The organism is Moritella sp. 36 (genome assembly GCF_018219415.1).
Lineage (GTDB): Bacteria > Pseudomonadota > Gammaproteobacteria > Enterobacterales > Moritellaceae > Moritella.
The window spans coordinates 2098895-2124158 of sequence record NZ_CP056120.1 but is presented as its reverse complement, the minus strand read 5'-3'; the positions used below and the strand labels follow the sequence as shown (position 1 = coordinate 2124158).

The 25264-nt window shown below is 39.4% G+C and carries 23 protein-coding genes; 7 read left to right on the top strand and 16 right to left on the bottom strand.

The window, feature by feature from the left end:
* Positions 1 to 14: 14 nt before the first annotated feature.
* From HWV03_RS09600 to HWV03_RS09560, 9 genes are all read right to left on the bottom strand, one after another.
* A complete protein-coding gene (locus HWV03_RS09600; protein WP_211679493.1) occupies positions 15 to 866 on the bottom strand; it encodes an RluA family pseudouridine synthase in 852 nt (283 codons plus the stop codon).
* A 498-nt stretch (positions 867 to 1364) separates the two neighbouring features.
* Positions 1365 to 2234: an MYG1 family protein gene (locus tag HWV03_RS09595; RefSeq protein ID WP_211679492.1), complete on the bottom strand. Its 870-nt coding sequence runs from the start codon at positions 2232 to 2234 to the stop codon at positions 1365 to 1367.
* Between the two features lie 294 nt (positions 2235 to 2528).
* Positions 2529 to 2858 (bottom strand): DUF1330 domain-containing protein, encoded by a 330-nt coding sequence (locus HWV03_RS09590; RefSeq protein ID WP_075478020.1) that lies wholly within the window; start codon positions 2856 to 2858, stop codon positions 2529 to 2531.
* Between the two features lie 192 nt (positions 2859 to 3050).
* Positions 3051 to 3500, bottom strand: coding sequence for a GNAT family N-acetyltransferase (locus HWV03_RS09585; RefSeq protein WP_211679491.1), 450 nt, complete (start codon positions 3498 to 3500; stop codon positions 3051 to 3053).
* 6 nt (positions 3501 to 3506) lie between these two features.
* Positions 3507 to 3971, bottom strand: a complete 465-nt coding sequence (locus tag HWV03_RS09580; protein WP_211679490.1) for a GNAT family N-acetyltransferase — start codon at positions 3969 to 3971, stop codon at positions 3507 to 3509.
* 27 nt (positions 3972 to 3998) lie between these two features.
* Positions 3999 to 4370, bottom strand: a complete 372-nt coding sequence (locus tag HWV03_RS09575; RefSeq protein WP_211679489.1) for a VOC family protein — start codon at positions 4368 to 4370, stop codon at positions 3999 to 4001.
* 106 nt (positions 4371 to 4476) lie between these two features.
* The gene (locus tag HWV03_RS09570; RefSeq protein WP_211679488.1) at positions 4477 to 5175 is read right to left on the bottom strand and encodes an aspartate/glutamate racemase family protein; all 699 of its coding nucleotides are present in this window, start codon (positions 5173 to 5175) and stop codon (positions 4477 to 4479) included.
* Between the two features lie 38 nt (positions 5176 to 5213).
* Positions 5214 to 5558, bottom strand: coding sequence for a 5-carboxymethyl-2-hydroxymuconate Delta-isomerase (locus tag HWV03_RS09565; RefSeq protein ID WP_211679487.1), 345 nt, complete (start codon positions 5556 to 5558; stop codon positions 5214 to 5216).
* Between the two features lie 81 nt (positions 5559 to 5639).
* Positions 5640 to 6338: a class I SAM-dependent methyltransferase gene (locus HWV03_RS09560; RefSeq protein ID WP_211679486.1), complete on the bottom strand. Its 699-nt coding sequence runs from the start codon at positions 6336 to 6338 to the stop codon at positions 5640 to 5642.
* Between the two features lie 597 nt (positions 6339 to 6935).
* Between HWV03_RS09560 and HWV03_RS09555 the strand changes: the two genes are divergently transcribed.
* Together HWV03_RS09555 and HWV03_RS09550 are read left to right on the top strand one after the other, a co-directional pair.
* On the top strand, positions 6936 to 7958 hold the full coding sequence (locus HWV03_RS09555; protein WP_211679485.1) for a hypothetical protein: 1023 nt from the start codon (positions 6936 to 6938) through the stop codon (positions 7956 to 7958).
* A 911-nt stretch (positions 7959 to 8869) separates the two neighbouring features.
* Positions 8870 to 9898 carry a hypothetical protein gene (locus HWV03_RS09550; protein WP_211679484.1) on the top strand — a complete coding sequence of 343 codons (1029 nt, stop codon included), beginning with the start codon at positions 8870 to 8872 and terminating at the stop codon, positions 9896 to 9898.
* A 94-nt stretch (positions 9899 to 9992) separates the two neighbouring features.
* Here the strand turns inward: HWV03_RS09550 and HWV03_RS09545 are convergent, their stop codons facing one another.
* From HWV03_RS09545 to HWV03_RS09530, 4 genes are all read right to left on the bottom strand, one after another.
* Positions 9993 to 10769 carry a hypothetical protein gene (locus tag HWV03_RS09545; RefSeq protein WP_211679483.1) on the bottom strand — a complete coding sequence of 259 codons (777 nt, stop codon included), beginning with the start codon at positions 10767 to 10769 and terminating at the stop codon, positions 9993 to 9995.
* Between the two features lie 117 nt (positions 10770 to 10886).
* A complete protein-coding gene (locus tag HWV03_RS09540) occupies positions 10887 to 11750 on the bottom strand; it encodes a TraB/GumN family protein (RefSeq protein WP_255547143.1) in 864 nt (287 codons plus the stop codon).
* Between the two features lie 94 nt (positions 11751 to 11844).
* Positions 11845 to 12561 carry an ABC transporter permease gene (locus HWV03_RS09535; RefSeq protein ID WP_211679481.1) on the bottom strand — a complete coding sequence of 239 codons (717 nt, stop codon included), beginning with the start codon at positions 12559 to 12561 and terminating at the stop codon, positions 11845 to 11847.
* Positions 12554 to 13279, bottom strand: a complete 726-nt coding sequence (locus HWV03_RS09530; RefSeq protein ID WP_211679480.1) for a Crp/Fnr family transcriptional regulator — start codon at positions 13277 to 13279, stop codon at positions 12554 to 12556. Before HWV03_RS09530 ends, HWV03_RS09535 begins: the two co-directional genes overlap by 8 nt.
* Positions 13280 to 13513: 234 nt before the next feature.
* Here HWV03_RS09530 and HWV03_RS09525 point away from each other — a divergent pair, with 234 nt between their 5' ends.
* Entirely contained in the window at positions 13514 to 14767 is a 1254-nt protein-coding gene (locus HWV03_RS09525; RefSeq protein WP_211679479.1) for a uracil-xanthine permease family protein, read from the top strand.
* A gap of 246 nt (positions 14768 to 15013) precedes the next feature.
* On the opposite strand, the gene HWV03_RS09520 is transcribed toward HWV03_RS09525, so the two are convergent.
* Both HWV03_RS09520 and HWV03_RS09515 read right to left on the bottom strand, forming a co-directional pair.
* The gene (locus HWV03_RS09520) at positions 15014 to 15430 is read right to left on the bottom strand and encodes a GFA family protein (RefSeq protein WP_211679478.1); all 417 of its coding nucleotides are present in this window, start codon (positions 15428 to 15430) and stop codon (positions 15014 to 15016) included.
* Positions 15431 to 15464: 34 nt separating this feature from the next.
* Positions 15465 to 15680 carry a dodecin gene (locus HWV03_RS09515; protein ID WP_045110689.1) on the bottom strand — a complete coding sequence of 72 codons (216 nt, stop codon included), beginning with the start codon at positions 15678 to 15680 and terminating at the stop codon, positions 15465 to 15467.
* Positions 15681 to 15841: 161 nt separating this feature from the next.
* Here HWV03_RS09515 and HWV03_RS09510 point away from each other — a divergent pair, with 161 nt between their 5' ends.
* From HWV03_RS09510 to HWV03_RS09495, 4 genes are all read left to right on the top strand, one after another.
* On the top strand, positions 15842 to 16564 hold the full coding sequence (locus HWV03_RS09510) for an SGNH/GDSL hydrolase family protein (protein ID WP_211679477.1): 723 nt from the start codon (positions 15842 to 15844) through the stop codon (positions 16562 to 16564).
* Positions 16565 to 16854: 290 nt separating this feature from the next.
* Positions 16855 to 19179 (top strand): hybrid sensor histidine kinase/response regulator, encoded by a 2325-nt coding sequence (locus tag HWV03_RS09505; protein ID WP_211679476.1) that lies wholly within the window; start codon positions 16855 to 16857, stop codon positions 19177 to 19179.
* Positions 19180 to 19467: 288 nt separating this feature from the next.
* Entirely contained in the window at positions 19468 to 19833 is a 366-nt protein-coding gene (locus HWV03_RS09500; protein ID WP_211679475.1) for a hypothetical protein, read from the top strand.
* Between the two features lie 76 nt (positions 19834 to 19909).
* Positions 19910 to 20836 (top strand): GGDEF domain-containing response regulator, encoded by a 927-nt coding sequence (locus HWV03_RS09495; RefSeq protein WP_211679474.1) that lies wholly within the window; start codon positions 19910 to 19912, stop codon positions 20834 to 20836.
* 68 nt (positions 20837 to 20904) lie between these two features.
* On the opposite strand, the gene hrpA is transcribed toward HWV03_RS09495, so the two are convergent.
* Positions 20905 to 24813 (bottom strand): ATP-dependent RNA helicase HrpA, encoded by a 3909-nt coding sequence (hrpA, locus tag HWV03_RS09490; protein WP_211679473.1) that lies wholly within the window; start codon positions 24811 to 24813, stop codon positions 20905 to 20907.
* Positions 24814 to 25264 lie beyond the last annotated feature (451 nt).

The following is a 25264-nucleotide window of genomic DNA, read 5'->3' as shown; positions in this document are numbered from 1 at the left end:
ATCAAGGTTTTCGATTAACGCAGCAGGTCGAGGAATTCCACTGGTGCAGGCGCTTCAAAAGTCAGTCGTTTACCAGTATTTGGTCGCGTAATACTTAGGCTCAACGCATGCAGCCCCATACGCGGACCATCAGTGCCATAACGGGGATCACCAATCACCGCATGTCCTAACCAAGACATATGAGCACGGATTTGATGTTGTCGACCGGTCTCGAGTTTAACTTCAACCAGTGTCCGATCTTTTACAGTGCGCAAAGTTTTAAAATGCGTGACGGCATTTTTGGCTTCCGAATGTGGGCCAACAATCATTTGATACTTCTCTGGATCCATTCTCAAGGGCTGGTCAATGCGCCCTTTACTTGGCTTAGGGCTACCTTCAACGACTGCAAGATAGGTTTTTTCAGCCTCTGACCAACCCGCATTAACGGCTTCACGCATCTCACGAGACGTTGCAAACATCAACACACCCGATGTATCACGATCGAGGCGATGAACAGGCCATAAAGCAACAGAGTTTTTTGCATGTGAGAGTTGCTTGCGAAGAATAGCAAGCGCATGCTGTTTGTTTTCATTGGCTGATGCCACAGACAACAGGCCTGCAGGTTTGTTAATAACAACAAGATCATTGTCCGAATACAAAATTTCGAGGTGCCGAACACCCTGTTGCGTGTTCTTTCCCGCTGCTCTAACCTCTACATTGTCGCCAACTTCAAGCTCATGGTCATGCTTCATGATCTGCTGTTCGTTGACCAGTACGCAGCCTGTTTTCAGTCGCTGTTTTATGTTTTTTCGACTCCAGCCTTTTAGCTGAGTATTGAGGAAAGTCAGTAGACCAGAGGCCTCTTTCACTCGAAATCTATCAGACATAGTAAGTTATTCTCCAACCTGCTTTTTCCAGTAATGTTTTGAACATAATAACCATCACTTGACATTTATATAGTAGACGTCTCGATTTGATAAAACGAACCGACCTGTAAATTATTTGTTAATCTTTTAGGTTATACACTCAAGTTACTTGAGCATATGCAAGACTAATTATGAGCCTGAGTATATTGATATTAATTTTCAGCACAAGATAAACATGAGTGTTTGTCCAGAATACGAATAACACTGTATAAAACAATCCCACTCAGTATTATACGAAGGCACAAGCTTAACCCCTTCATCAATCATTCAGTGCCAAAACACCCACAAATATCAAGTGTATGAATTGAAGTTCACCCAGCTAAAGCAAGGTAATTCTTGTCGTCAACGGTTTAAGCATTGTGATATTAAATGACTAAAAAACACTGAGTAGTGTGTTGCAAAAATACCCACGTGAATACAGTATTCACATGGGTATTTTTATTTTAAATAACCGTTTCACTAAGCTTGAAGTGCGATGGAAGCCATTTTCATGATGCTTTCAAATGATTCAGCACCCGCAATAAATAAACCGTTATGACAGAACATTGCATCATCAATACCAGTCACTTCTTTAAACGCCTTATCAGACAAACCAGCCCATGGTTTAGGCAGTGACTTTCTGTCTTCAAATGAACCGAGTTCAACAGGTACAGCTTGAATTATCCATTTGCCAGATTGAGATGGGTAAACCATAAATAAAGCTTCTGGCGCTAAATTTAAAACCGTTGTTTTCCACGGCGTATATTGCGCTAATACAATCACTCTTGGATCGTCGGCATTATCAATTGCTTTAGCGACAATATCTTTCGCATTAATGCCACCAGCCGCAGATGCAATGAATCGCGTTAAAATGCGCGACGCAAAAGCAACCGCTTCATCAAAGCATGTATCCAAGTCACTGTCTTCTTCCCAAGTAGGGTTAAACATTGAAATAGTTTGGCTAAGGCTAATACCTTGAGCGACACCTTCAACATGACCACAATCAACCGCGTCAATAGTAGACACTAAACCAGCATCCACTGCATCTGCGATTTCTTGGTTACCTTGGCATATTTCGAGGCCGTACTTCTGCCAAATTAGACCAAATGATGAATAAGGAATACCATTTTCGCGCTCACCCGCTCCACCACGCTGGTGATGGTCAAAACGCCCTGTATCTGGATCATATTCACCACCTACATCGACCACAATATCAGCTTCGCCGATTATCTCTAAATCACGTGTGCGCACTAGCTTAAAAGCAGGCAAAATGTTTTTAAGTGCAGCGATACTAAAAACATCATCTGCATGAAACTTACCATTGTGCGTTACTATCGTTTTATCATTCATTTTTTATGTCATTTTAGAAAGGGATAAGAAAATGTTAATCAGTAAAATTATATGGCGGATTCTATACGAAGACGGCTAACAAAAATAGCTGATTTTTCCACGGACGCCATTTTTAGCTACGTAATAAGGCGCCACCTGGAAAACAACCTATTTTATTTCTTCTATCTCTGAATTATCGGAAATAGAGCCTCTGTACTGAGCAAAAAAGCACTGTACACACAACACTTCGAATCAAGTCCATTTTTTCAGGCGCCTAATATGAATGAATAAATTACTTGGCTAAAATACGCTTTGTTATGACTGACTTTCGAAGTATCCTGAATTCACCAAGTCATCTGTTTCCGACACACCTGGAACGATTGTAGCCCAGCCTTCCGTGATACTATTTCGAAACACCGAAACCGCTTGATGTTCTTCGGAATAATACCACTGTTTGGCAGCCTCAAAACTCTTAAATTTGTAAATAACCATACCTGGTAAAGTACTACCTTCAACGGTTTTTACTGGACTACCAACAATAACTTCTGCTTCATATTTTGCATTGATAGGTTTGACTAATTCAGTTAACTCATCGATTTTAGAACGATCTAATATTTTATAGTTGAACACTACATATGCAGACATAATTGATTCCTTTCATGTTTATGGGATATAACTCCGTGCCCAGCTTGCTGAGTATTAAATAACTGTACCCTGCCGACCATCTCGTCAATATGTTTCTGTTGATGCTCCATAGCATCATTAGGTAATGTACTTTGACATGACAGCCGTAATACGCCCAGTGCTACATTGTCCGTTTAAATTTCTTGTCAGCTATTACAACCGTTTTTCTAAAAAAACTATCGTTGTACTACCGAGTTTTTTTTGCTTAAACGGTTTGTAGCCTCTATGGCTGTACATAGTCAAATTTGCGGTGCTGTTTATACCTGTAAAAAGTTCAATCCGGTTTGCTTCACGAAAAGATAATTCCAATTCAGAAAGTAACGTAGAACCAATCCCCTTACCTTTAAGTTGAGGTGTTACAGCCATGCGGCCAATTTGACAGGTTGAATTAAATAATGTTGCCTGACCACTCGCGACAATTTTACCATCAATAACAATTTTGACTATTCGTCTCTTACCAAACTCAGCCTCTAACTCTGCTAAAGTTTGTGTCAAAGGTGGAATCTCAAAGTCATCATGCAGCTGAGCCTCTGAAATGTATGCTTCTTTTTGAATTGCGAGAATTACAGACGCATCTTCAACAGATGCTTCAAATACTTCCATGTTGATTTATATTCCTTTTGGCCGTTTGTTATTAAGTGTCAACGATAAAGATAGGAAGTTCCCATCATTTTCAACCACTCCATATCCAAGTCTTTTATAAAACCTCACCGCCTTATTATTACGAACAAAGCTTGATAACGTAACACTATTTCGGTGCTCACTTTGTGCAACTTTATGAACATAATCCATTATAGTTTCACCTAGTTTCTGATTTTGAAAGTCTGGAAAAACAACCAACAAGTGAACATGATAAGAATTATCGTATGGTTTGAAACACAACATTCCAACACGTGTTGATGCAGCGTAAACCCAGAAAAACCAATTGGGTTCATAATCTGCAATTAGACGATTTCGCTGATAATCATCACACCAACCAAAAACCGAATCTACATGAGAATACAGGCCTTCTTTTACCACCAAAAACAGCGACTCAAACTCACCTTCTAATATTGATTCTAACTTGATATCCATATGCGCCATAACGTTGTGCTTGCCTTGTTAAGCTTGTACATTTTGACCGAAACGCCATAGCACACCGCTTGGGTCGTAAAGTACGAAATCTAACATCCCCCATGGCTGCTCACTAATTTCAGAAAGCGTGATGCCGTATTTTACTTCGACGCCTGAACTTTTTACAGCTTTATGCCAAGAAGCAATATCCTCTACCAGTAGGTGCATAATTAAGTTTTCAGCAAATACTTTCTCGTAGAAGTCTTGAAGTAAGAAGCTACAATTTCCGTAGTGAAAATAAGCGATACCAGCTGAATCAGATGCTTTGGTAAAGCCTAAATCTAAATAGAACAGCTTAGAAATTTCGAAATCCTTTGCTGGAACAAACGCTTTAAGTTCAATGGTATTTAGATTGCTCATGTTATTATGCCCTTGAAAGCCTAACGCTCTAATCATGGCTAAAAAATGTCGACTAAAATGATAAAGCATAAGTGCCTTACCTAAATATTAATCACGCGGTACAAGATCACTGGTCACTTAAAGCTAGCTGTACTGCTTGCGCCGCGTGGATTTCAGTTGTGTCATACAAAGGCACATGAGTATCGACTTGTTGGACCAGCAATGCGATCTCTGTACAACCAAGAATGACGGCTTCAGCGCCCTGCTCATACAAGCTATTAATAATACTAATGTAATGAACTTTAGACTCTTGACGAATAATACCTCGGCATAACTCATCGTATATAACGTCGTGAATAATGGTCTGTTCGTCTGTATTTGGAACGACGACTTCAATACTAAAATTGTCCACTAAGCGGCTTTTATAAAAGTCCTGCTCCATCGTAAAGCGAGTACCCAGTAGACCGACTTTCGTAATACCATCGGCAACTAATTTACTCGCCGTCGCATCTGCTATATGTAAAATAGGGATTGCTATTTCACATTCAATTTCGGGAACTACTTTGTGCATGGTATTGGTACAAATAATAATAAAGTCTGCACCACCAGCCTCGACAGATTTAGCCGCTTGCGTTAGTATCTGCGCAGTTTTGTCCCAATCACCTTGATGCTGTAACTTCTCAATTTCGTCAAAATTGACGCTATATAAACAGATTTTTGCTGAATTGAGGCCACCAAGTTCTGATTTAATCCCTTCGTTAATGGCTTTGTAATAACTGGCTGTAGATTCCCAGCTCATTCCACCCAACATCCCAATTGTTTTCATTTTGACAGCCCTATTCATTCGTGTTTAAAAAGACAACATCACATAGTATTACGATTACAATAAGTCGCTTTTTCAAACTCAGCTACATTCATTGTTATGTGTGAAAAATCGGGGAACAGTTCAATAAGCCGAGTGACAACAAGGCGTGATAATGCGGCTTTTTGCTCTGTTGTTCGCCCTTGCATAATATGCGAAAAAATATGGATAAAATCTTCTCGCTGATTAGCCACTAAGTAAGTAGAAAACAGATTCATTCTGACTTTAATATCCTTTTCATTAAACAACCCGGAGTTATTAGCTAACACATGGATTTGTTCAAGAATATACGCTTCGCTGTAGTGTTCTAAAATGCTTTCCGAACAATCAATTACAAAATGTGGCATTACGAACCCCTTAAATAATAAAATATAAGCAAGTCCCAGCCTAACCTAATTAATAATTAAAACCAATAACTTAGTAATAAATCACAGCCGTTTACTACACCAAGCATGGATAAGTAATGTTTGTAAAAATAATATCGGTGAATCAAAACCACTTACGGCAAGCATTTCAGTTATCTCCTGTTGCGATAAGACAGCAATATCTTTACCAAAATTATCCTGATAACCTTGAAGTTGCTCTGCTGACATACCTGAGTATGCTAACATTTTCAGCCATACTTCAAATAAGCGCTTAAATTCAATACTTGCTGTATCTCCCGATAAATCTGCCGACACCAAAATCCCACCTGGGTATAACCGTTCCGCTATGTTCGCAAATAACGCCCTACGTTCTGTTTTGTCTAATATAAATTGAGAAACTAACAAACAAGTCGCGGCATCAAACAGCTCGTTACTCGGTAAAGATCCCAAGTATCCAAGATGGAAACAGCATCGAGAAGTAATACCGTTAACCTCAGCTCTTTGACGGCAGATATCTAGCATTGCTGGAGCAGGTTCCACGACAGTAAAACGCCATAAAGGAAATGCTTGCGCAAGATACATTAACTCCGCACCAGTACCAGCGCCAACACAAAGGATATTCGCGTTTTCAGGAAGATCTGACAGTAAAACTTGAATACTCAAATGAAGCACATCTTTCATCGGCGCTAATTTTGAAAATTTTTCATCATAACTCGCAGCTAAGTCTTTACTGAAAATAGCGGATAGTGGTCCATCACTCATAATATGATCCCTTTATACCTGTAATATATTAAATAAACATACGTGAATAAAGAATATAACAATTTATAATCAATCATATAGGTTAAAAAAGTATGGTTAAACTTACGATTTATCCGCCTAAATGACTTTGGTCTTTTGCTATGAGAACGTTGCTAAATTCTATTAAAGGTAAGGTAATTTATTGTTGAACACTATTTAGTATTAATGTCTACTGACTTGCTTAATTTCAGCTCCCTATCCTATCGGTTGTTTCTCTATGGTTGTTAGCTCTGTATTTTTGTTATTTTATATCAAACATGGGATGTTTGATAATTATCACCCTTGTGGTAGTTGTTAAGCATAATAATTAAATTTAAAAAACGTAAGCAATTGCCATACTGTAGCTGGTTAATCACGACTCTCGCCTCCCTCAAAACAACGCTAAAAATACCAATTAAGTATAGATGAAACGGTAGGACGCCAACCAAATGTTACACCAATGTTAACAACTTGTTGTTGAACTGGTGCATTATGTTTGCTATATTTTTTGGGCTTTCTCTTTAAAATCAACAGTAAATGGACGATTTACACTATCACTACTATATGGAGTAATAAATAATGGAAATACGCTATGCAACATATTTAACCACGTTTACATGTATCACACCTGAAGATACTATATCCGATAATACAAAACTTGCTTGTAGAATCGATGGCGGTGAGTGGGTGAATATTTTCGACCACGATATGGGCCCAGGTATGGTATGGACGTTAGACAAAAAATTAGTATTTAAGCACCAAGTTGAACTTCGACTTAGAGATTACGATTTCATAGGTTACGACGATGAACTCGGTACTGCTGTCATCGACCCAGATGCTTTCGAGGGACAAGTAGCGTTTACAGGCGACGGTGCTCACTACACACTTGACTGGTCCACTGAACCGTACCTAATCGAAGAGCTGGAAGCGGGAGAAGAAGACTTTAATCGCCGCCCTCTTCAACCGGATGCTATGCAAACCGAAATAGAAACAATGACGGATTTGAATAAAAAGGCATTGAATGCGTTACCATCCCTATTTTCAAATGGGTTTGTGGGCACACTTACATCACTTTTAGCAACGCACGCAAGAATGGGAGCCGGGGAGGAGGGTCTAGAACCGAGTCGTTTGGAACAGGCTAGAACGTTGCTTAGTAAACTTGAAATTAGTCCAATAAGAGGACTTATCAAGGAGTTTAAAAAGGAACAATATGGGACAATCATGCTCTGCGGGGATATAGATACTAGTACACTCCTCCCTGCCCGTATGGGTATGGGCTATGGAATAGCCATTAGCATTGATTTAAAATGGTACCGCGTGTTCGTAGACGCGGGTATCGGATTTGGTACGAATGTGGGGGCAAGTGGTAGCTTTTGGTTCGGGTTTAATCGTAACACACCAGATAATGTGGGGGGAGCAACCTTTGACGTCGTTAGGGGTTTCAACTGGGGGGGACTAAATGGGTCAATTGCTACGTCCTTTGACTTAGCTTTATCAGCTCCAAATATCCAAGAGGTGTGCTACGGTATGCAGGCTGGATCACCAATGGAGAGAAGTGGCGGCTTAACATATTGCTATGTATTTACTAAATACCTTATGTAACAAACACCTGATCGTATAACTTATTAATTTAAAATAAAAAAAGCCAGTTTCTACTGGCTTTTTTGTTTTGTTATTCTGACAGTACAACTTGAATACTCAAATGAAGCACATCTTTCATCAGCGTTAATTTTAAAAATTTTTCATCATAACTCGCAGCTAAGTCTTTACTGAAAATAGCGGATAGTGGTCCATCACTCATATAGGTTAAAAAAGTATGGTTAAACTTACGATTTATTCGCCTAAATGACTTTGGTCAATTACTTGAGTAAAACACTTGGTTATAGTGAGTAGGTATTTTACTTAACACTAAATTAATCGACTAAAGAGGATATTATTATGAGTTGTTGTGGTGGCTGCGGCGGACAAGATTTAGAAGACACGAAAAAAACTGAAGAGACTGAACAGGATTCAGAATAGTCAGTAATACTGACTCGCTCAATAAAGGCCTTACTTAACATCATTAGTAGGGCCTTTTGCTATAAGAACGTTGCTTAATTTTAATTCCCTATCCTACCAGTTGTTTCTCTATAGTTGTTAGCTCTGTATTTTTGTTGTTTTATATCAAACATGGGATGTTTGATAATTATCACCCTTGTGGTAGTTGTTAAGCATAATAATTAAATTTAAAAAGCGTAAGAAATTGCCATACTCTAGCTGGTTAGTCACGACTCTCGCCCCCTCAAAATGACGGTAAAAATACCTACTAAGTATAAATAAAACGTTCAAGCGTTAACCATGCGTTACTCACAAGCTGACCACGCGCCAACAAAATGCCAACCAGATGTTAATTAAATGTTAACAGCAAGTTATTGTACCAGTGCGTTATGTTTGCTATATTTTTTGGGCTTTCTCTTTAAAATCAACAGTAAATGGACGATTTATACTATCACTACTATATGGAGTAATAAATAATGGAAATACGCTATGCAACATATTTAACCAAGCTTACATGTATCACACCTGAAGATACTGTATTCGATAATACGAAACTTGATTGTAGAATCGATAGCGGTGAGTGGAAGAATATTTTCGACCACGATATGGGCTATGGTATGGAATGGATATTAAAAATAAAATTGGTATTTAAATACCAAATTGAACTTCGACTTCGAGATTACGATGATATAAGTGCCACCGATGAACTAGGTACTGCTGTCATCAGCCCTGATGATTTCGAGGGACAAGTAGCGTTTACAGGCGACGGTGCTCACTACACACTTGACTGGTCCACTGAACCGTACCTAATCGAAGAGCTGGAAGCGGGAGAAGAAGACTATAATCGCCATCCTCTTGAACCGAAGCTAATACAAACCGAAATAGAAAAATGTAAAAGTTTGAATAAAAAGGCATTTTTAGATTTGCCATACCTATTTTCAAATGGATTTGTGGGCACACTTACATCACTTTTAGCAACGCACACAAGAATGGCAGCCGGGGATGATAGTCTAGAAACGAGTCGTTCGGAACAGGCTAAAGCGTTGGTTCGTAACCTGCTCCCAGTAAGAGGACTTATCAAGGAGTTTGCAAACGAACAATATGGGACAATCATGCTCTGCGGTGATGTAGATACCAGCACCCTCTTTCCAGCCCGTATAGGTATGGGCTATGGAATAGCCATTAGTATAGATTTAAAATGGTACCGCGTATTCGTAGACGCATCTGTCGGATTTGGTACGAATGTGGGTGCAAGTGGTAGCTTTTGGTTCGGGTTTAATCGTAACACTCCAGATAATGTGGGGGGAGCAACCTTTGACATCGTTAGGGGTTTCGACTGGGACTCACTAAATGGGTCAATTGCTACTTCCTTTGATATTAACCTTGATTTCACTTTATCAGCTCCAAATATCCAAGAGGTGTGCTACGGTATGCAGGCTGGAGCACCAGTGGAGAGAAGTGGCGGCTTAACATATTGCTATGTATTTTCTAAATTCACTATGTAAGAAACACCTAACCTTATAACTTATTAATTTAAAACAAAAAAGCCATTTTCTACTGGCTTTTTTATTTTGTTATATAGGGAGTTCTGTAGTGATATTACTTTAATGCAAATAACTGTTGTAAACGCGCAGGTTCTCGATCAATTTGTTTTAATGCTTGCTTGAAATTCTGTTTTAAATAACTTTTCAAATTACGTGTCGCGTCCCCTATTGGAATACCTTTCAGTCGACAAAACAGCGCCAAGGCAAAGATGACATAGTCTTCAGATAAGGTTGCCTGTCGATTTGCTTGCGCGTTATAGCAACTGCCACATCCGCCTCTAAAAGTATAAGCTGAATTAGCCATCATCACGCCGAAACCCATAAAAATGGCAACAATTTCGGTACTCGCATTAAAATACTCAGCCCCACCAGGAGGGCGTTGTTGTGATTGTGCCACCACATGCTGGGCTAAATGATGCGCATAACTCGAAGCTAGATCGCCCGGTTTAGCAGCTTGCTGTGGATTATAAGTCATTGCTAAAGGCTGAGGTGCAACTAACACAGGTAAGGTATTCGCAGCTGAAGAATCTCGTTGTACTGCGGATAAATCAAGTAATGCAGGAGGTTGACCATTAAAAAACTGGGGCGCTTGTAACTGTAGTGGCCAATGACTCAATCCGGCATATTTAACCACATGATTAAATATAGTTTCAGCCATACCGTGTCGACTATCAATATTACCGGGAAAAAAATCATTCGTTGGTTGGATTAACCGAGTACGCAGAAAGAACTCTTGATGATCAAAATGTGTTAACGCCCACGCAAATGTGTCAAACATCCATTCACAACTGGCATCATCAATTAGTGGTTTAGAACGGAAAAAATTCAGCATAGGTTCATTTCAAAATATAGGTTCAGATAGCACTATCATATCCTAACTATCAATACCCATCTATAGCCAAACAACTTCAGGATGGTAACCGATGCCACTATTTTATCAATTTACGCCCTAAAGTTGCGTTACTTTATAACCAGCCGCTTCTAATCGTTGTAATAATCCATCCTTTCCGACTAAATGCAATGCCCCCACAAGTACGAACTCCGTACCTTTACTGTCAAACATTGCTTCAATCTGAGGTAACCAATTATTATTACGTTGCACTAATAATGACTGATAAATATCAGGAAAATCTGTAAGCAAAGGGGTAATCGCAAGATCAATAAGTGCTTGGCGATTACCATGACGCCAAGCTGTTTTCATCTCATGCATAAATGTGGGTAATGTTTTTATATCTTCTAAACTATAACGAATGAATTCATCTTCCTTACCTTTACCCATACCCACAATAAACGCTAACTGTTGTTCTACTGTTTCTAGTTTACCGAGTTCTTTAGCATCGATAACCGCTTTACTGTTGTAATATTTATCAACACCAAGACCCGTTAAATTAAGGCGTTGTAACTCTGCCATTGTTAACATCAACGAAATCATACTCGGTTTAAAATTATTAATAACCTGCATACCAATACCCCGTGACTCACAATACGCTGCTAACATCTTGTATGTTTCAGGTGTTAGGTTTTGCGTTAAGTCTTGCCCATCCGGGTATCTAAGCTGACTTAGCATAGAATTCTGAAATTCAGGGCTTTCTAATTTTGCCATATCCGTTTCGAATACCAAGGTCTCAGCCAACGCATACGCACGATCAAACTCTGCCGGAAACGGATAATCATCAAGCGATAAAACATGCACTGTTCCACCTAAATATAAACTGTGTTCTCCATGACTCACTTTCCATACCGACGATGTAGCATGTGCCGTATTAACTACACCCAAGATCAATATAGAAAATACATAACAAATTTTAGCCATTTTCATTGTAACCTCTATTTTATAATCGTGTTTACCGACATGCTCATCAGTATTACATAAATCTTGGTATTTTATAAATCTTGTCGTTGATAACTCATTGCTTTGTTGTCATTAGCGGCTTTATCAAAGATAAGAAAAATGCCGCAGAAATCACGGATGAACCAAACAGCATGCACATAATCATAATTTGGTATCGCACTGCAATGAATGGCGATACGCCGGATAAAATCTGGCCTGTCATCATGCCTGGTAAAGAAACTAAGCCAACAGCAAATAGTGCATTAGTAATCGGTATTAACGACGCTCTTAACGCGATACGTCGCGCAGTAAAATAGTCATCGCCACGCGTCATTTCCGCATGTAAACGTTCAGCAGACAAACTGACACTATTCATCGCATTGGCAAATGCCATCCCAGCAAGTGGCACCATATATTGCGGATTGTACCAAGGGTCTAGCCCCAGTACGCCAATACTCATCACAAATAAGGTAAACCCGCCCCCAAGTGCTACTGCGATTAATGCATATTTATACATTTCCCAGCGCTGTTCAGGCACTGCACCTAAAGCAATCCAGCTCGAGGCGACAACCATAACGATAAGCACGACAACAACAATGCCAGCACTATGTGACTCAAAAATATATGACAGGAAATAGCCAATTAACAACAATTGAATCAGCATACGTGATAACGCATACAAGCCATTTTTAATCGGTAATCGCCATTGCAACAAGATAGCCAGCGCGACTAACACAGGAATAAAGGCAAAGACCAAATGAGAAAAAGAAATCACCTGCACCGCATTACTCACCGTTTAGCCCCCCCGTCACTGATTGTACTGGTATATCAGCAGCGGCATACAAGGCGTCAATATTTACAATACGAATATGCCCTCTTTTTTCTTCGATCAAGCCTTCTTTGGCCAGTTTTTTGAGTAAACGTGAAAACGTTTCTGGTTGGATCGATAATAATGAAGCAAGTGTTCGTTTCGGTATATCTAATTCAATCACACCTTCATTACCGTCTTTGTCTTGAATATTCTGCATCAAGAATAACAGTAAACGGTTTTTGGCATTCTCGACCGATAACATTTCAATTTCGTAAAGATCATGATGTAAACGAATACTCATATTCGCCATAATTGAGATACCCGCCTCAGGGTTATTTTTTAGTATCTTTAAGTAGGTTTCATTATCAAATGTAATCAGTTCACTGGCTGATACCGCTTGCGCGGCCACAGGATAAAACGGTTTGTTATTAAACATTAATGCTTCCGCAAAGGTATTACCTTCACGCATCACTTCGACAACCTTCTCTTGCCCACTTGGACTGGTACGGTAAAGTTTAAGGTGTCCGCGTAGCACTAAATAAAATCGACTGGCTTTATCGCCTTGATGAAACACATTCTCTAGTGGTTCTATTTTACATGTTTTGGCGGTACTAAAGAGTTGTTGAAACTCAGCATCCGTAAGAGCTGAAAACAAATGATGAGCTGATACTGTATCGATGATATGACTGTCGGTGATCATGAAATCCAACTTTTAAATACGGTTGTTATCTGTATATACAGGGGATAGCGTTAAATAAATGATAAGCACCAATATAATGCCATGATTTTGGTTTTAAACAAGCACGATACGTATCATATCATGAGCACAAAATTGACCCGCTGCCTAAAAGTTGGGGTTTTATCTATTTTTAATATCAATGGTATAAACTTTATGCTACCGTCCAGCCGTTTATTTAAAAATGGAGATAAAAAAATGCAAATTCTGCAAGGTCTACAAATGCTATTCGTCGCATTTGGTGCCCTCGTATTGGTTCCACTTCTTACTGGTTTGGATCCAAATGTCGCGCTTTTCGGTGCTGGCCTCGGTACTTTAGTGTTTCAAGTTATCACTAAACGTTCAGTTCCTGTTTTTCTCGCTTCTTCTTTTGCCTTTATTGCTCCGATCATGTTCGGAATACAAACCTGGGGCATAGCGAGCACTATGGGTGGCTTGATGGCTGCTGGTTTCACTTATGTATTATTGTCCGCTGTGATTAAATTCCGTGGCGTAGCAATTATCCATAAGCTACTGCCTCCCGTGGTTGTAGGCCCAGTGATAATGGTAATTGGTCTTGGTTTATCACCTGTTGCAGTCAATATGGCCATGGGTAAAACAGGTGATGGCGCAATACAGTTAATTAATAACGACGTTGCAATTATCATTGCTTCTATCTCATTATTTACCACCATTATAGTGAGTGTTTTTGGTAAAGGTCTACTTAAACTGATTCCAATTATGGCGGGTATTATCGCCGGTTATCTTGCAAGTCTTGCTTATGGCATCATTGACTTTGCTCCAGTTGGCCAAGCAAGCTGGTTAGCACTACCAAACTTTACTTACCCAGAATTTAACATCAATGCGATATTATTTATGATCCCGGTTGCGTTAGCCCCTGCGATTGAGCATGTTGGCGACATTCTCGCGATCTCGAATGCGACAGGTAAAGACTACCTTAAGAAACCAGGTCTACACCGGACGCTTGCTGGTGACGGAATGGCGACAATGGCTGCGTCTATGTTTGGCGCGCCACCAAACACCACCTACAGTGAAGTAACTGGTGCAGTAATACTAACTAAGGCATTCAACCCTGTCATCATGACATGGGCAGCGGTTATCGCAATCGTGTTGGCTTTTGTGGGTAAACTCGGTGCGTTACTGCAAACCTTCCCTGTACCAGTGATGGGCGGCATCATGATCTTACTGTTCGGTACAATTGCAACCGTAGGTCTTAATACGCTTATTACTAATCGTGTTGATCTGCATAAGTCTCGTAATTTAATCATTGTTGCGGTGACATTAGTATTCGGTATTGGTGGTATGGCATTTGGTATCGGTGATTTCAGCCTTCAAGGTGTGAGTCTATGCGGTATCGTGGCGATTATTCTTAACTTAGTATTACCACATGACTTGGGTGATAATCATGTTGTTGATAATGTTGAAGTGAATTCAGATATTAACACTAAGTAATAATGCTTCTGACTAGGTAAATAATTAACAAGTTATAACGGATGGCTTATCGGTTATAACTTGTTAATTCATTATTATGCCGCTACTGGTTTTGATGTATCGTAAACCAACTCATAATAATGATTGTTATTATATTCAAACTCTTGAATAACGGTTAACCCTAATTTTTTAGTATGCGCTGCAGCATAAGCGAAAACAAGGCAGGCTAAATGAGTAAATCATCAAGCAGTTGCTTGGGTAAAACTCTTACTTTGGAAACCCTGCAAACGTCGGGGCAGCTAAAGCCGCATCATACCAAGCCGCACGCTCATGCCAAAATATATTATCTTGCGGTGCAACGTTAAACACCGTCTCTTCGTCTACATCCAATGAACCCGCAGGTACGATTAAGGTTTTACCTTTATTGACTAAATACGGCAATCCAGTTCCACACTCAGTGCAAAATACACGCGCAAAATGACGATTTGGGTAATCGAAACGTTTAGTTTTATCCATACCAGCCAACCACGTAATGTGTCCGGATTGGCAAAATAAATTAGATGCATGAGCAGAGCCAGTTATTTTTTGGCACTGCTGACAATGACACAAATGAAATTGACTAAAATCATTGGTAATTTCAAATTTAACTGAGCCACATAAGCAGCCCCCTGATATTTTACTCATCGTTTACATCCTTATAAATCAATTTATTGAAAATTTAGCTGTCTCCGATACGGAAACCTATTTTCAGCGTCACTTGAAAATGCCCAACCGCACCATCAACAATATGACCACGGGTTTCAACCACTTCAAACCAATCCATATTCTTTACTGTTTTACTGCACTCTGCAAGTGCATTATGGATGGCCTCTTCAATACTTGTTTTTGACGAACCAACCATTTCAATTTTTTTGTACGTATGATGATTTGACATAACTTACTCCAATTAATCATAAAATAGCCTAAGTGTAAATATAGTTCGATATTTGCATTCCATAACAAGATTACTAAAATTGATTATATTTATGGCTTTGGGCATAAGCGCGCAAATTAATCGCCGCCGTATTGCTATTATGATTAAATCAAGGAGGTGGTATGTTCAAATTATTAAACAAATTATTAACGAGAGCAGTTTATGCGCCGATCATTATCGCACAAGGGCAATATGTAAAAAAAGTAACACCAAAGCTACCAGAAGCGGCAGGAGAACGCTCTGGAATGGCAGGAAAAGGACAAAAAATACGACTGCTTATTGTTGGTGATTCTGCCGCTGCTGGTGTTGGTGTGGATAACCAGTCACAAGCGTTAACAGGACACTTGGTTTCGGCGCTGGCCGAGTGCTACCAGGTTAATTGGCAGTTATTGGCGAAATCGGGCCATACCACATTAGACAGCCTACAAATGCTATCGAAACAACCGCAACAAACCTTCGATATTATCGTGACCTCATTAGGTGTAAATGATGTCACGGCTACACTAGCAGCATCAACGTGGTTAACTCAGCAACAAGATTTGATCACGCTATTACGCGAACAATTTAACTGCCAACAAATCCTTATCACACAAGTCCCTCCGATGGGACAATTCTCAGTACTACCACAACCATTACGACGTTATTTAGGCGCAAGAGCAGCTCAGTTTAATCGTAAACTAGCAACCCTAATTGAAAGCCAAAGTGATTGTCAATTAATCGATTTCAATGCTGAATTAAATGATAAGGATATGGCTGAAGATGGATTTCATCCAGGGCCAATTATTTACCAGCAATGGGCTGATATTGTTGCCGATAAAATTAAATCACAACATAACTATGAATAATAAGCATAGGGATTATTTGTTTTCTCGCTATCTTGTTTTTCGAGGTCCAAGTGGCGTGCATAACTCCCGCGATTATTATAAACATTTTTAAAAAACTTGTGAGCCAGTACTTATATTGAAAGCTAAAATGTGACCTAGAACTTTCCATTTATTGGCGCTGAGACATAGACTAGTGACAGCATGAATTATTCAGCTATGGTTACAGGTATGCCTATGCATCTTCAGGATTTCGCGCGATTTAAAATCACCTTTACTCGCTTTTTATCAATGCCAACTACGTGGATGCTGTAATGTTACTCAAAAATAAGATCGCATTATCATTTATCGGATTAATTTTGTTTTTTTGGCTAACGACCACTGGCATCATGTTCTATAGCATGCAAAAGCAGTTTGAAATAAATACCGGATTACATTTACAACATAATGTTGAGAACGCAGCAAAGAAAGTCGATAACTTTATGCTTAAAGTACAGCTTAACTTTGAGCTACTCAGTAAAAGTCCGCTGTTCGCACTTGCCGACTATGTCGAAATAACCAATCATTTTGAAGACATCATTGACACCTATCCTCATTACAAATCAATATATTACGTAGACGTAAAAGGCAAAATTATAGCGGCATCAGAAAGCCATACAATTAACGACAATATTTTTTCCTATGCCGAAAACATAAAAAATGAATTTAATAAGGCACTCGCCGATCCATCCCATGCATATATTTCTCCTTTAACGCACTTAGGTGGTGAAACTAATAACCACTTTCAGCAACGTCATTTTGACTTTAAATTTGTGAGTGCGGTATTCGACCCTCGAACAGCGAAAGTCATCGGGGTTTTAGTCAGTGAAGTTAATATCACCGAATTATTCGATATCGTTGCTGACATAGACCAACAAACAATTGGTAATGAATATACCTATTTAGTCGATGATCTAGGGAATGTATTAATCACAACAGATCCTAATACGCGTTTATTAAGACCACACAAAGACTTAGCAATTGAATCACTACAAGCCAAGCTCGAAGGAGATATGGATGGTTATGCGATCTACAACAATGCCGATAATCGTAAGGTTATTTCTGGTTACGCCGATTTAGGTGAATACGGTGCCGAGATGACTGGCGACTGGTCTTTATTAGCCACGGCGCCTTATGACACCATCATGGCGCCACTATTTGATCTGTTTTATAAATTACTCTTTCTCGTATCTTTATGTATCCCTATTGTAGCTTGGATAAGTTATGTTATTGCTAAAAATATTACTGGCCCACTCACTGACCTGACTAAATTGGCAAACAATATTGGTAAAGGTGATTTTATCGATAAATTACTCATTGATCGCAATTGCGAAGTGGGTACCCTCGGTAATGCATTACTCAATATGAGCCATTCATTAGAGCATAAAACGCTAGAATTACAAGAAGCTGTGGATCATGCCCGCCACAGTGAAAAATCAAAAACCCGATTTCTGGCAAATATGAGTCATGAGATCCGAACCCCTATGAACGGTGTGTTAGGCATGGGGCAAGTTTTAACTAAAACTCAACTTACAGAAGAACAAAGCGCCCACCTAAAAACCATTATGGATTCGGGTAATCACATGATGGCATTACTCAATGATATTCTGGACTTTTCTAAAATCGAAGAAGGTCAATTAGATCTAGAAAACGCAAACTTCAATCTATCCGAAATTGCAGATTCTTTAGCGAGCACTTATTACACTCTCGGTATAGAAAAAGGCATTACATTCAAAGTGATTAATAGTTTAAAACACAATAGTTGGTACTTAGGTGACAAAGCCAAAATCAGGCAGATCTTGTTTAACTTAGTTAATAACGCACTTAAATTCACAAAACAAGGCGGTGTTACTGTCTCTTTTAATGAAACAAAAGTGGAAGGTAATATACACACCATTTCCATTGCCGTCAGTGACTCTGGAATTGGTATTTCTCGCTCACGAATGACAGCAATTTTTGACCCATTTACACAAGAAGAATCCTCAACAACCCGACGGTTCGGTGGAACGGGCTTAGGCTTATCGATTGTTAAACAATTACTTAATTTAATGGAAGGTAATATCAAACTAGAAAGCGTTAAAGGACAAGGCTCAACATTTACAGTCGAAATTCCGTTAGAGTGCGGCGAAGAAACAAAAATTGTGACCCCACTTAACCATGACATTACTGATTTTTCCGGCTTACATGTACTGATAGCCGAAGATAATAAAGTAAACCAACTTGTCCTGTCTTCATTCTTGAAACTCCGACAAATCAGCAGTGATATTGTTGAAAATGGCGCTCAGGCCATTGCAAAAGTACAGACTCAGCATTACGATTTGATATTAATGGATAATCATATGCCTGTTATGAATGGTATTGATGCGATAAGCGCTATACGTACATTACCACTCGATATTGCAACCTTACCCATATTTGCCTGTACTGCGGATGCCTACGAAGACACACGTATCCACATGCTTAACGCAGGTGCAGACTACGTATTAACAAAACCATTAAAAGAAGAGGCGCTATTATCAGCACTCATGCAGTTGAACAACCGCAACGGCTTACTTTTAAACAACCCACGCTTAACCCCATCGTTTGACCTTCCATTGTAAGTTCATCAATAACCTGCTCTAAATATAATTGATTAACCCACCTAAAAGCACTGTATGTAATACTGTATAAGCTACCAGTAATAAACGGAGTTCAGTTTATGTATATGGTGACAGCCCCACTAAAGTGATCGTCCACAAAAACAACAACCAAACAAAATAGAGTTAAATCAAGAAGTTACACAATAGCATTTCAGATTTACTCATTTAAAAGATAATAAATGCTTGCAAATATCACAACAAAATACTACTGTATATATAACCACTGGATATAAAGACAGGCGCACGACCATGCAAACTAAATCTTTTATATATAACGCGAATACTTCTACACAAAATAAGCCTTTGACTCATGTTGATGAAGCCGTAATTGAAGATAGCCATGGTCACTGGACTGCAATCATTGCACCACCAATGACACTGACTGCCGCATTATTATGGCAACATGGGATTAGCGCAGATAGTGCACTCATCATCCATAAAGCTAAAGTGAACAATAAATTTCATACTCTATTAAAAGCAGCTCAAAGCCCAACTATTTCAGCTATTGTAACTTGGGATGACGAGCTAACAGCTGACGAAATATTTCAAGTTAAGGCAACGATGAAGACGTATAACACTAAGTGTGTGATACAGAGCAACAAAAGATTACACTAACTAAACTGATACTTGCTATATTTAGTTATCAGAACCGTATTTATCGGACAACGACTAAAAAGAGCAAGGACTGCCGATGAAGATCCTCATAATCGATGACTCCAAGATTGAACGACTGATTATTCGATCTTACCTACAACATCTTAATCACGAAGTCTTCGACGCAGAAAATGGTGAAACAGGCATCGCACTATTTTCAGAATGTAATCCAGATATTGTGTTACTGGGTGTTGTGATGATAGGTATTAACGGTTATCAAGTAGCAAAACAAATTAGGCAAGAATTTACTGATTGGGTGCCCATTATATTTCTCAGTGGTAAAACTGAACCAGAAGATGTTATGGTTGGTATTGAAGCTGGTGGTGATGACTACTTACCAAAACCCATACAAAAACAGATTCTCATCGCTAAAATGACAGCGATGGAGCGCATTGCGACAATGCGTTCACAACTATTAAAAACCAAAAATGATTTGGAATTGGCAAATGAAGAATTAGAGCGCTTGGCCACGCTTGATGGCTTAACTGGCATTGCCAATCGTAGACACCTAGATGCTATGTTTTCAAAAGAGCTATCACGTGCCAAACGCCATGCTCAACCCCTTACCTTTATCCTTGCTGATATAGACTTCTTTAAAATATACAATGATCACTACGGTCACGTCCAAGGTGATGAGTGTTTAAAATTAGTCGCATCCACACTTAACAAGTCCCTGCGAAGACCTTCTGAGTTAGTCGCCCGTTATGGGGGAGAAGAGTTCTGTATGTTATTACCAAATACAGATACAAAAGGCGCTAAATTAGTTGCTGAAAAACTCGTTAATGTAGTGAGATCATTAGAGATTCAACATGCTGGAATCAATGAACATGCCATAATCACCATGAGTTTTGGTGTCGTCAGCGTAATCCCTGATAGGAAAATAACGGTAAAAAGCTTAATACAGCAAGCAGATAACAAATTATATCAAGCGAAAAAAAATGGCCGAGACCAATGGGTAATATAAACAAAAGGGAAGCCATATGGCTTCCCTTTTTCATTATAACAGTCCAGTCCTAAATAGAATTAAGTCCACTACAAACTCGCTTTAAACTCTGCAAATGCGATTTTTACGCGCTTAATAGATACAGGATAACTGGTCCCTAATTGTTGAGCAAATAACGATACACGTAGTTCTTCTAACATCCAACGCAGTTTTAATAACTCACTTTGTTGTGCAAGTGTTAATCGTGGCATCTTAGTTAACTGAACATAGTTTTCCAATAGCGGTTGCACTTCAACTGAATTACCACGATCACGAATAGGATCAATCTTAAGCTTATTCAATCGATGTTCAATCGCAGCAATGTAACGTTGTACATCTGCTAATTTTTTAACACCTGTATTGGTCACAAAACCACTGTAAATAAGCTTCGCTAATTGCGCTTTGATATCACCATTAGCCACGATCATATCAAGAGATACTTTGCCTTTAATCTGTTTATGCACTTGATGCGCGGCAGTGAGAATCTTCTCAACCTGCTTTGCGACTTCAACCGTCTCATCTGCGATATTGGCACGAACCAGTTCTTTTAATGCTTCAAAACTTTCTGCATCACTCGGAGCAGGCTGTTTTGAAATTATGCTATCAACAGCACAAGAAATACAATCGTGGATCAGATCAGTCACTTTACCAAACGGATTGAAATACAGTCCAAGTTTCGCTTTGTTTGGTAGTTTCTGTTCAAGGTATTTAATCGGTGACGGTACATTAAGTAAGATCAAGCGACGCAAACCCGCTTTAGCAGCAACAGCAGCGTCTTCTTGATGATCAAACAGCTTAATTTCAACCGACTTTTTATTATCAACTAAAGCGGGATACGCTTTAACTTCATAACCGCCATGTTTTTGTTTAAATTCAGTCGGTAAATGACCAAAGTCCCAGGTAATAAGATCTGTCTTCTCAATACCTTTGTCAGCCACCTTCACTAAGGTTTCTTGAATATTACCTTGCAGTTGCTGTTTTAATGCACCTAAGTCATCACCAAAACTAATTTGTTTTAGTTTTTCATCAACAACTTTAAAATGAATTTTAAGGTGCGTCGGCAGCGTCAAGTGCTCCCATACATCTTGATCTAAACGGACACCCGTCATGCGCAATAACTGTTTGTTCAGACTTACAGCTAATTCACCTTGGCTAGGGTCCATATTCTCCAGTGCTGCACCCGCATAATTTGGCGCGGGTACAAAATTACGGCGCAGTGTTTTTGGCAGCGCCTTAATCATGGTGATGATTAATTCCTCACGTAAAGCCGGAATCTGCCAATCAAAGCCTTGTTCATTGACTTGATTGAGGATCGCTAATGGAATAATAACCGTGATGCCATCTTCAACAGTACCCGGTTCGAAATTGTATTCCAATTTGAATTTAAAGCTGTTTTGACTCCAAAACTCTGGATAGCTATGTGCAGTAATCGCTTCTGCATTATGCTTCATCAAACGAGCTTGGGTTAGCGTTAATAAATCAGGTGTTTGCTTGCTCTCTTTTTTCCACCAGCTATCAAAGTGACGGCCAGAGCAAACGTGTTCAGGAATAATATCCGCATAAAAACCAAACAAATCATCGTCACTAACCAAAATATCACGACGACGCGACTTATGTTCTAACGCATGAATACGCTCGACTTCCGCCATATTGTGCTTAAAGAACGCATGTTTAGTATTAAATTCACCTTCAACTAAACCACTACGAATAAATATTTCACGGCATAATGCCGGGTCAATTTGACTGTAGTTCACCATGCGCTTAGCAACAATGACTAAACCATACAAAGTTACTTTTTCAGCAGCAACAACCGCACCACGGCGTTTTTCCCAATGCGGTTCGCTGTACGTTGATTTGTTTAAATGTGTAGCAAGCGGTTCAATCCATTCCGGTTGGATTTTCGCTGCGATACGGCCGAACAAACGTGACGTTTCCACCAGTTCCGCAACCATTACCCACTTAGGCTGTTTTTTAAATAAACCAGAGCCAGGGAAGATATTAAACTTACTGTTACGTGCACCTAAATAATCTTGGTCTTTATCTTTAAAACCAACGTGACTTAACATACCCGACAATAGCGCTTTATGAATATTATCGCCGTTACTGATCGCGCCTTCTTCATTAACTTCAACAGGCTTAACATTAAAGCCGAGTTCTTTCACCACTTGTGACAGCTGCGAGTAAATATCTTGCCATTCACGTACACGCATATACGCAAGGTAATCTTTCTTACATAAGCGACGGAACTGTGATGACGATAACTCGTCTTGTTGCTGTTTGACGTAATTCCAAAGGTTCAAGAAGGTGATGAAATCAGATTCTTTATCATAAAAACGACGATGTTGTTCATCTGCTGCTTGCTGTTTTTCTATCGGTCGTTCACGAGGGTCTTGAATCGACAATGCAGCCGTAATCACCATCACTTCATTCAAACAACCATTGGTGTTTGCTTCCATGACCATACGAGCAAGACGCGGATCAATCGGCAGTTTAGCCAACGCAACACCAATAGGCGTTAGGCGTTTATTATGATCAGCATTACTGATATCAATGGCGCCTAATTCTTCAAGCAGTTTTAGACCATCGGTAATGTTACGGCTGTCTGGTGGCTGTACGAATGGGAAATTAGCAACATCGCCTAATCCCAATGCATGCATTTGTAAAATAACAGAAGCAAGGTTAGTACGCTGGATCTCAGGATCCGTAAACTCAGGACGGTTATTAAAATCTTCTTCACTATAAAGTCGAATACAAATACCCGCACTAACACGACCACAACGGCCCATACGCTGATTTGCACTGGCCTGTGAGACAGCTTCAATCGGTAAGCGCTGTACCTTGGTACGATAGCTATAACGGCTAATACGCGCAGTACCTGGGTCAATCACATATTTGATACCCGGTACAGTTAACGATGTTTCTGCCACGTTTGTCGCTAATACCACTCGACGACCAACATGACTTTGGAAAATACGGTTCTGCTCGGCATTCGTTAAGCGCGCATACAAAGGCAGTACTTCGGTATTTCGAAGTTTTAACTTGTTTAACGCATCTGCAGTATCCCGGATCTCACGTTCACCGTTAAGGAATACCAAGATATCACCAAGGCCTTCGCTCTGCAGTTCATCGACAGCATCAACAATGCCTTGGATTTGATCACGTTCGTGCCCATCTTCTTGCTCAGCTAACGCGTTATAACGCACTTCAACAGGATAAGTACGGCCAGACACTTCGATCATAGGCGCATTATTAAAGTGTTTAGAAAAACGTTCTGGATCAATCGTCGCAGACGTAATAATCACTTTTAAATCGGGGCGACGGTTAAGTAATTGCTTTAAATAACCGAGGATAAAATCAATATTTAAACTACGTTCATGGGCTTCATCAATAATGATCACGTCATATCTACTTAAGAAGCGATCTTGTTGGATCTCTGCCAGTAAAATACCGTCGGTCATCAGTTTTATGTAACTTTTCTTGCTGACGTTATCGTTAAAACGGATCTTATAACCTACATGCTCACCAAGCTCTGAATCAAGCTCTTCAGCAATACGATTCGCAACCGTACGAGCTGCAAGTCGTCTTGGCTGTGTATGCCCTATCATGCCATCAATACCTAAACCGAGGTCTAGGCATATTTTAGGGATCTGAGTGGTTTTACCCGAGCCTGTTTCACCTGCAATAATAACCACTTGGTTATTTAAAATAGCATTAGCGATATCATCACGCTTTTGACTAATAGGCAGATCTTCAGGATAAGAGACTACTGGTAAGTTATCAATACGCGACTGACGCAGGCTCGACGATGCCGCAATATCTTGCTGCAGCTTATCAATAGCTTTTTCTTGCTTTTCAGAAGGTAATTTTTGCGCTGTTTGCAAACGACGTTTAAAACGAAAACGATCGGAATGCATACAGTTAGATAGTTCAGCCGTCAGGGATTTTAAGATACTCTGCATAATAGTTAGAAAGCGCCCATTAACTCTAGTTTTAAAAGCGAAATACTATGCCAGTAGCTCTAGAATTTCAAATGATTATTGGATTTCAAATGAAAAGTACTTCAGTCGCCTCGCTATAACCTCGATTGGTCATCGTTATGGCACACTTTTTAGGCTATTAGTTAAACACTGAACAAATATAAATTTAATGAAATATATGGCACAGATTATTTACACTACTTGACATATAAAGCCGAAAAACAACGAACCCACCACTAAATGAGTAGTCACCACCTAGATTAACACCCTGTCACGATTTATTTACAAACACCTAAACAAGCAACTAAATAACACATTCTTATTAACATACATCATTTATTTAATTATAAAAATATATTTATGTGATCTACATCACACATGTAATAGCCGAAAGAAAATAAAATCCACACGATTTTCGCTCGAACGAACTTCA

What these genes read in the sequence shown, in the direction of transcription:
- HWV03_RS09555 (WP_211679485.1), top strand. Translation starts at nt 6,936, where the DNA reads ATGGAAATACGCTATGCAACATATTTAACCACGTTTACATGTATCACA.
- HWV03_RS09590 (WP_075478020.1), bottom strand. Translation starts at nt 2,858, where the DNA reads ATGTCTGCATATGTAGTGTTCAACTATAAAATATTAGATCGTTCTAAA.
- HWV03_RS09550 (WP_211679484.1), top strand. Translation starts at nt 8,870, where the DNA reads ATGGAAATACGCTATGCAACATATTTAACCAAGCTTACATGTATCACA.
- HWV03_RS09530 (WP_211679480.1), bottom strand. Translation starts at nt 13,279, where the DNA reads ATGATCACCGACAGTCATATCATCGATACAGTATCAGCTCATCATTTG.
- HWV03_RS09520 (WP_211679478.1), bottom strand. Translation starts at nt 15,430, where the DNA reads ATGAGTAAAATATCAGGGGGCTGCTTATGTGGCTCAGTTAAATTTGAA.
- HWV03_RS09540 (WP_255547143.1), bottom strand. Translation starts at nt 11,750, where the DNA reads ATGGCTAAAATTTGTTATGTATTTTCTATATTGATCTTGGGTGTAGTT.
- HWV03_RS09515 (WP_045110689.1), bottom strand. Translation starts at nt 15,680, where the DNA reads ATGTCAAATCATCATACGTACAAAAAAATTGAAATGGTTGGTTCGTCA.
- HWV03_RS09495 (WP_211679474.1), top strand. Translation starts at nt 19,910, where the DNA reads ATGAAGATCCTCATAATCGATGACTCCAAGATTGAACGACTGATTATT.
- HWV03_RS09565 (WP_211679487.1), bottom strand. Translation starts at nt 5,558, where the DNA reads ATGCCACATTTTGTAATTGATTGTTCGGAAAGCATTTTAGAACACTAC.
- HWV03_RS09510 (WP_211679477.1), top strand. Translation starts at nt 15,842, where the DNA reads ATGTTCAAATTATTAAACAAATTATTAACGAGAGCAGTTTATGCGCCG.
- HWV03_RS09570 (WP_211679488.1), bottom strand. Translation starts at nt 5,175, where the DNA reads ATGAAAACAATTGGGATGTTGGGTGGAATGAGCTGGGAATCTACAGCC.
- HWV03_RS09500 (WP_211679475.1), top strand. Translation starts at nt 19,468, where the DNA reads ATGCAAACTAAATCTTTTATATATAACGCGAATACTTCTACACAAAAT.
- HWV03_RS09600 (WP_211679493.1), bottom strand. Translation starts at nt 866, where the DNA reads ATGTCTGATAGATTTCGAGTGAAAGAGGCCTCTGGTCTACTGACTTTC.
- HWV03_RS09580 (WP_211679490.1), bottom strand. Translation starts at nt 3,971, where the DNA reads ATGGATATCAAGTTAGAATCAATATTAGAAGGTGAGTTTGAGTCGCTG.
- HWV03_RS09585 (WP_211679491.1), bottom strand. Translation starts at nt 3,500, where the DNA reads ATGGAAGTATTTGAAGCATCTGTTGAAGATGCGTCTGTAATTCTCGCA.
- HWV03_RS09595 (WP_211679492.1), bottom strand. Translation starts at nt 2,234, where the DNA reads ATGAATGATAAAACGATAGTAACGCACAATGGTAAGTTTCATGCAGAT.
- HWV03_RS09525 (WP_211679479.1), top strand. Translation starts at nt 13,514, where the DNA reads ATGCAAATTCTGCAAGGTCTACAAATGCTATTCGTCGCATTTGGTGCC.
- HWV03_RS09545 (WP_211679483.1), bottom strand. Translation starts at nt 10,769, where the DNA reads ATGCTGAATTTTTTCCGTTCTAAACCACTAATTGATGATGCCAGTTGT.
- HWV03_RS09575 (WP_211679489.1), bottom strand. Translation starts at nt 4,370, where the DNA reads ATGAGCAATCTAAATACCATTGAACTTAAAGCGTTTGTTCCAGCAAAG.
- hrpA (WP_211679473.1), bottom strand. Translation starts at nt 24,813, where the DNA reads ATGCAGAGTATCTTAAAATCCCTGACGGCTGAACTATCTAACTGTATG.
- HWV03_RS09505 (WP_211679476.1), top strand. Translation starts at nt 16,855, where the DNA reads ATGTTACTCAAAAATAAGATCGCATTATCATTTATCGGATTAATTTTG.
- HWV03_RS09560 (WP_211679486.1), bottom strand. Translation starts at nt 6,338, where the DNA reads ATGAGTGATGGACCACTATCCGCTATTTTCAGTAAAGACTTAGCTGCG.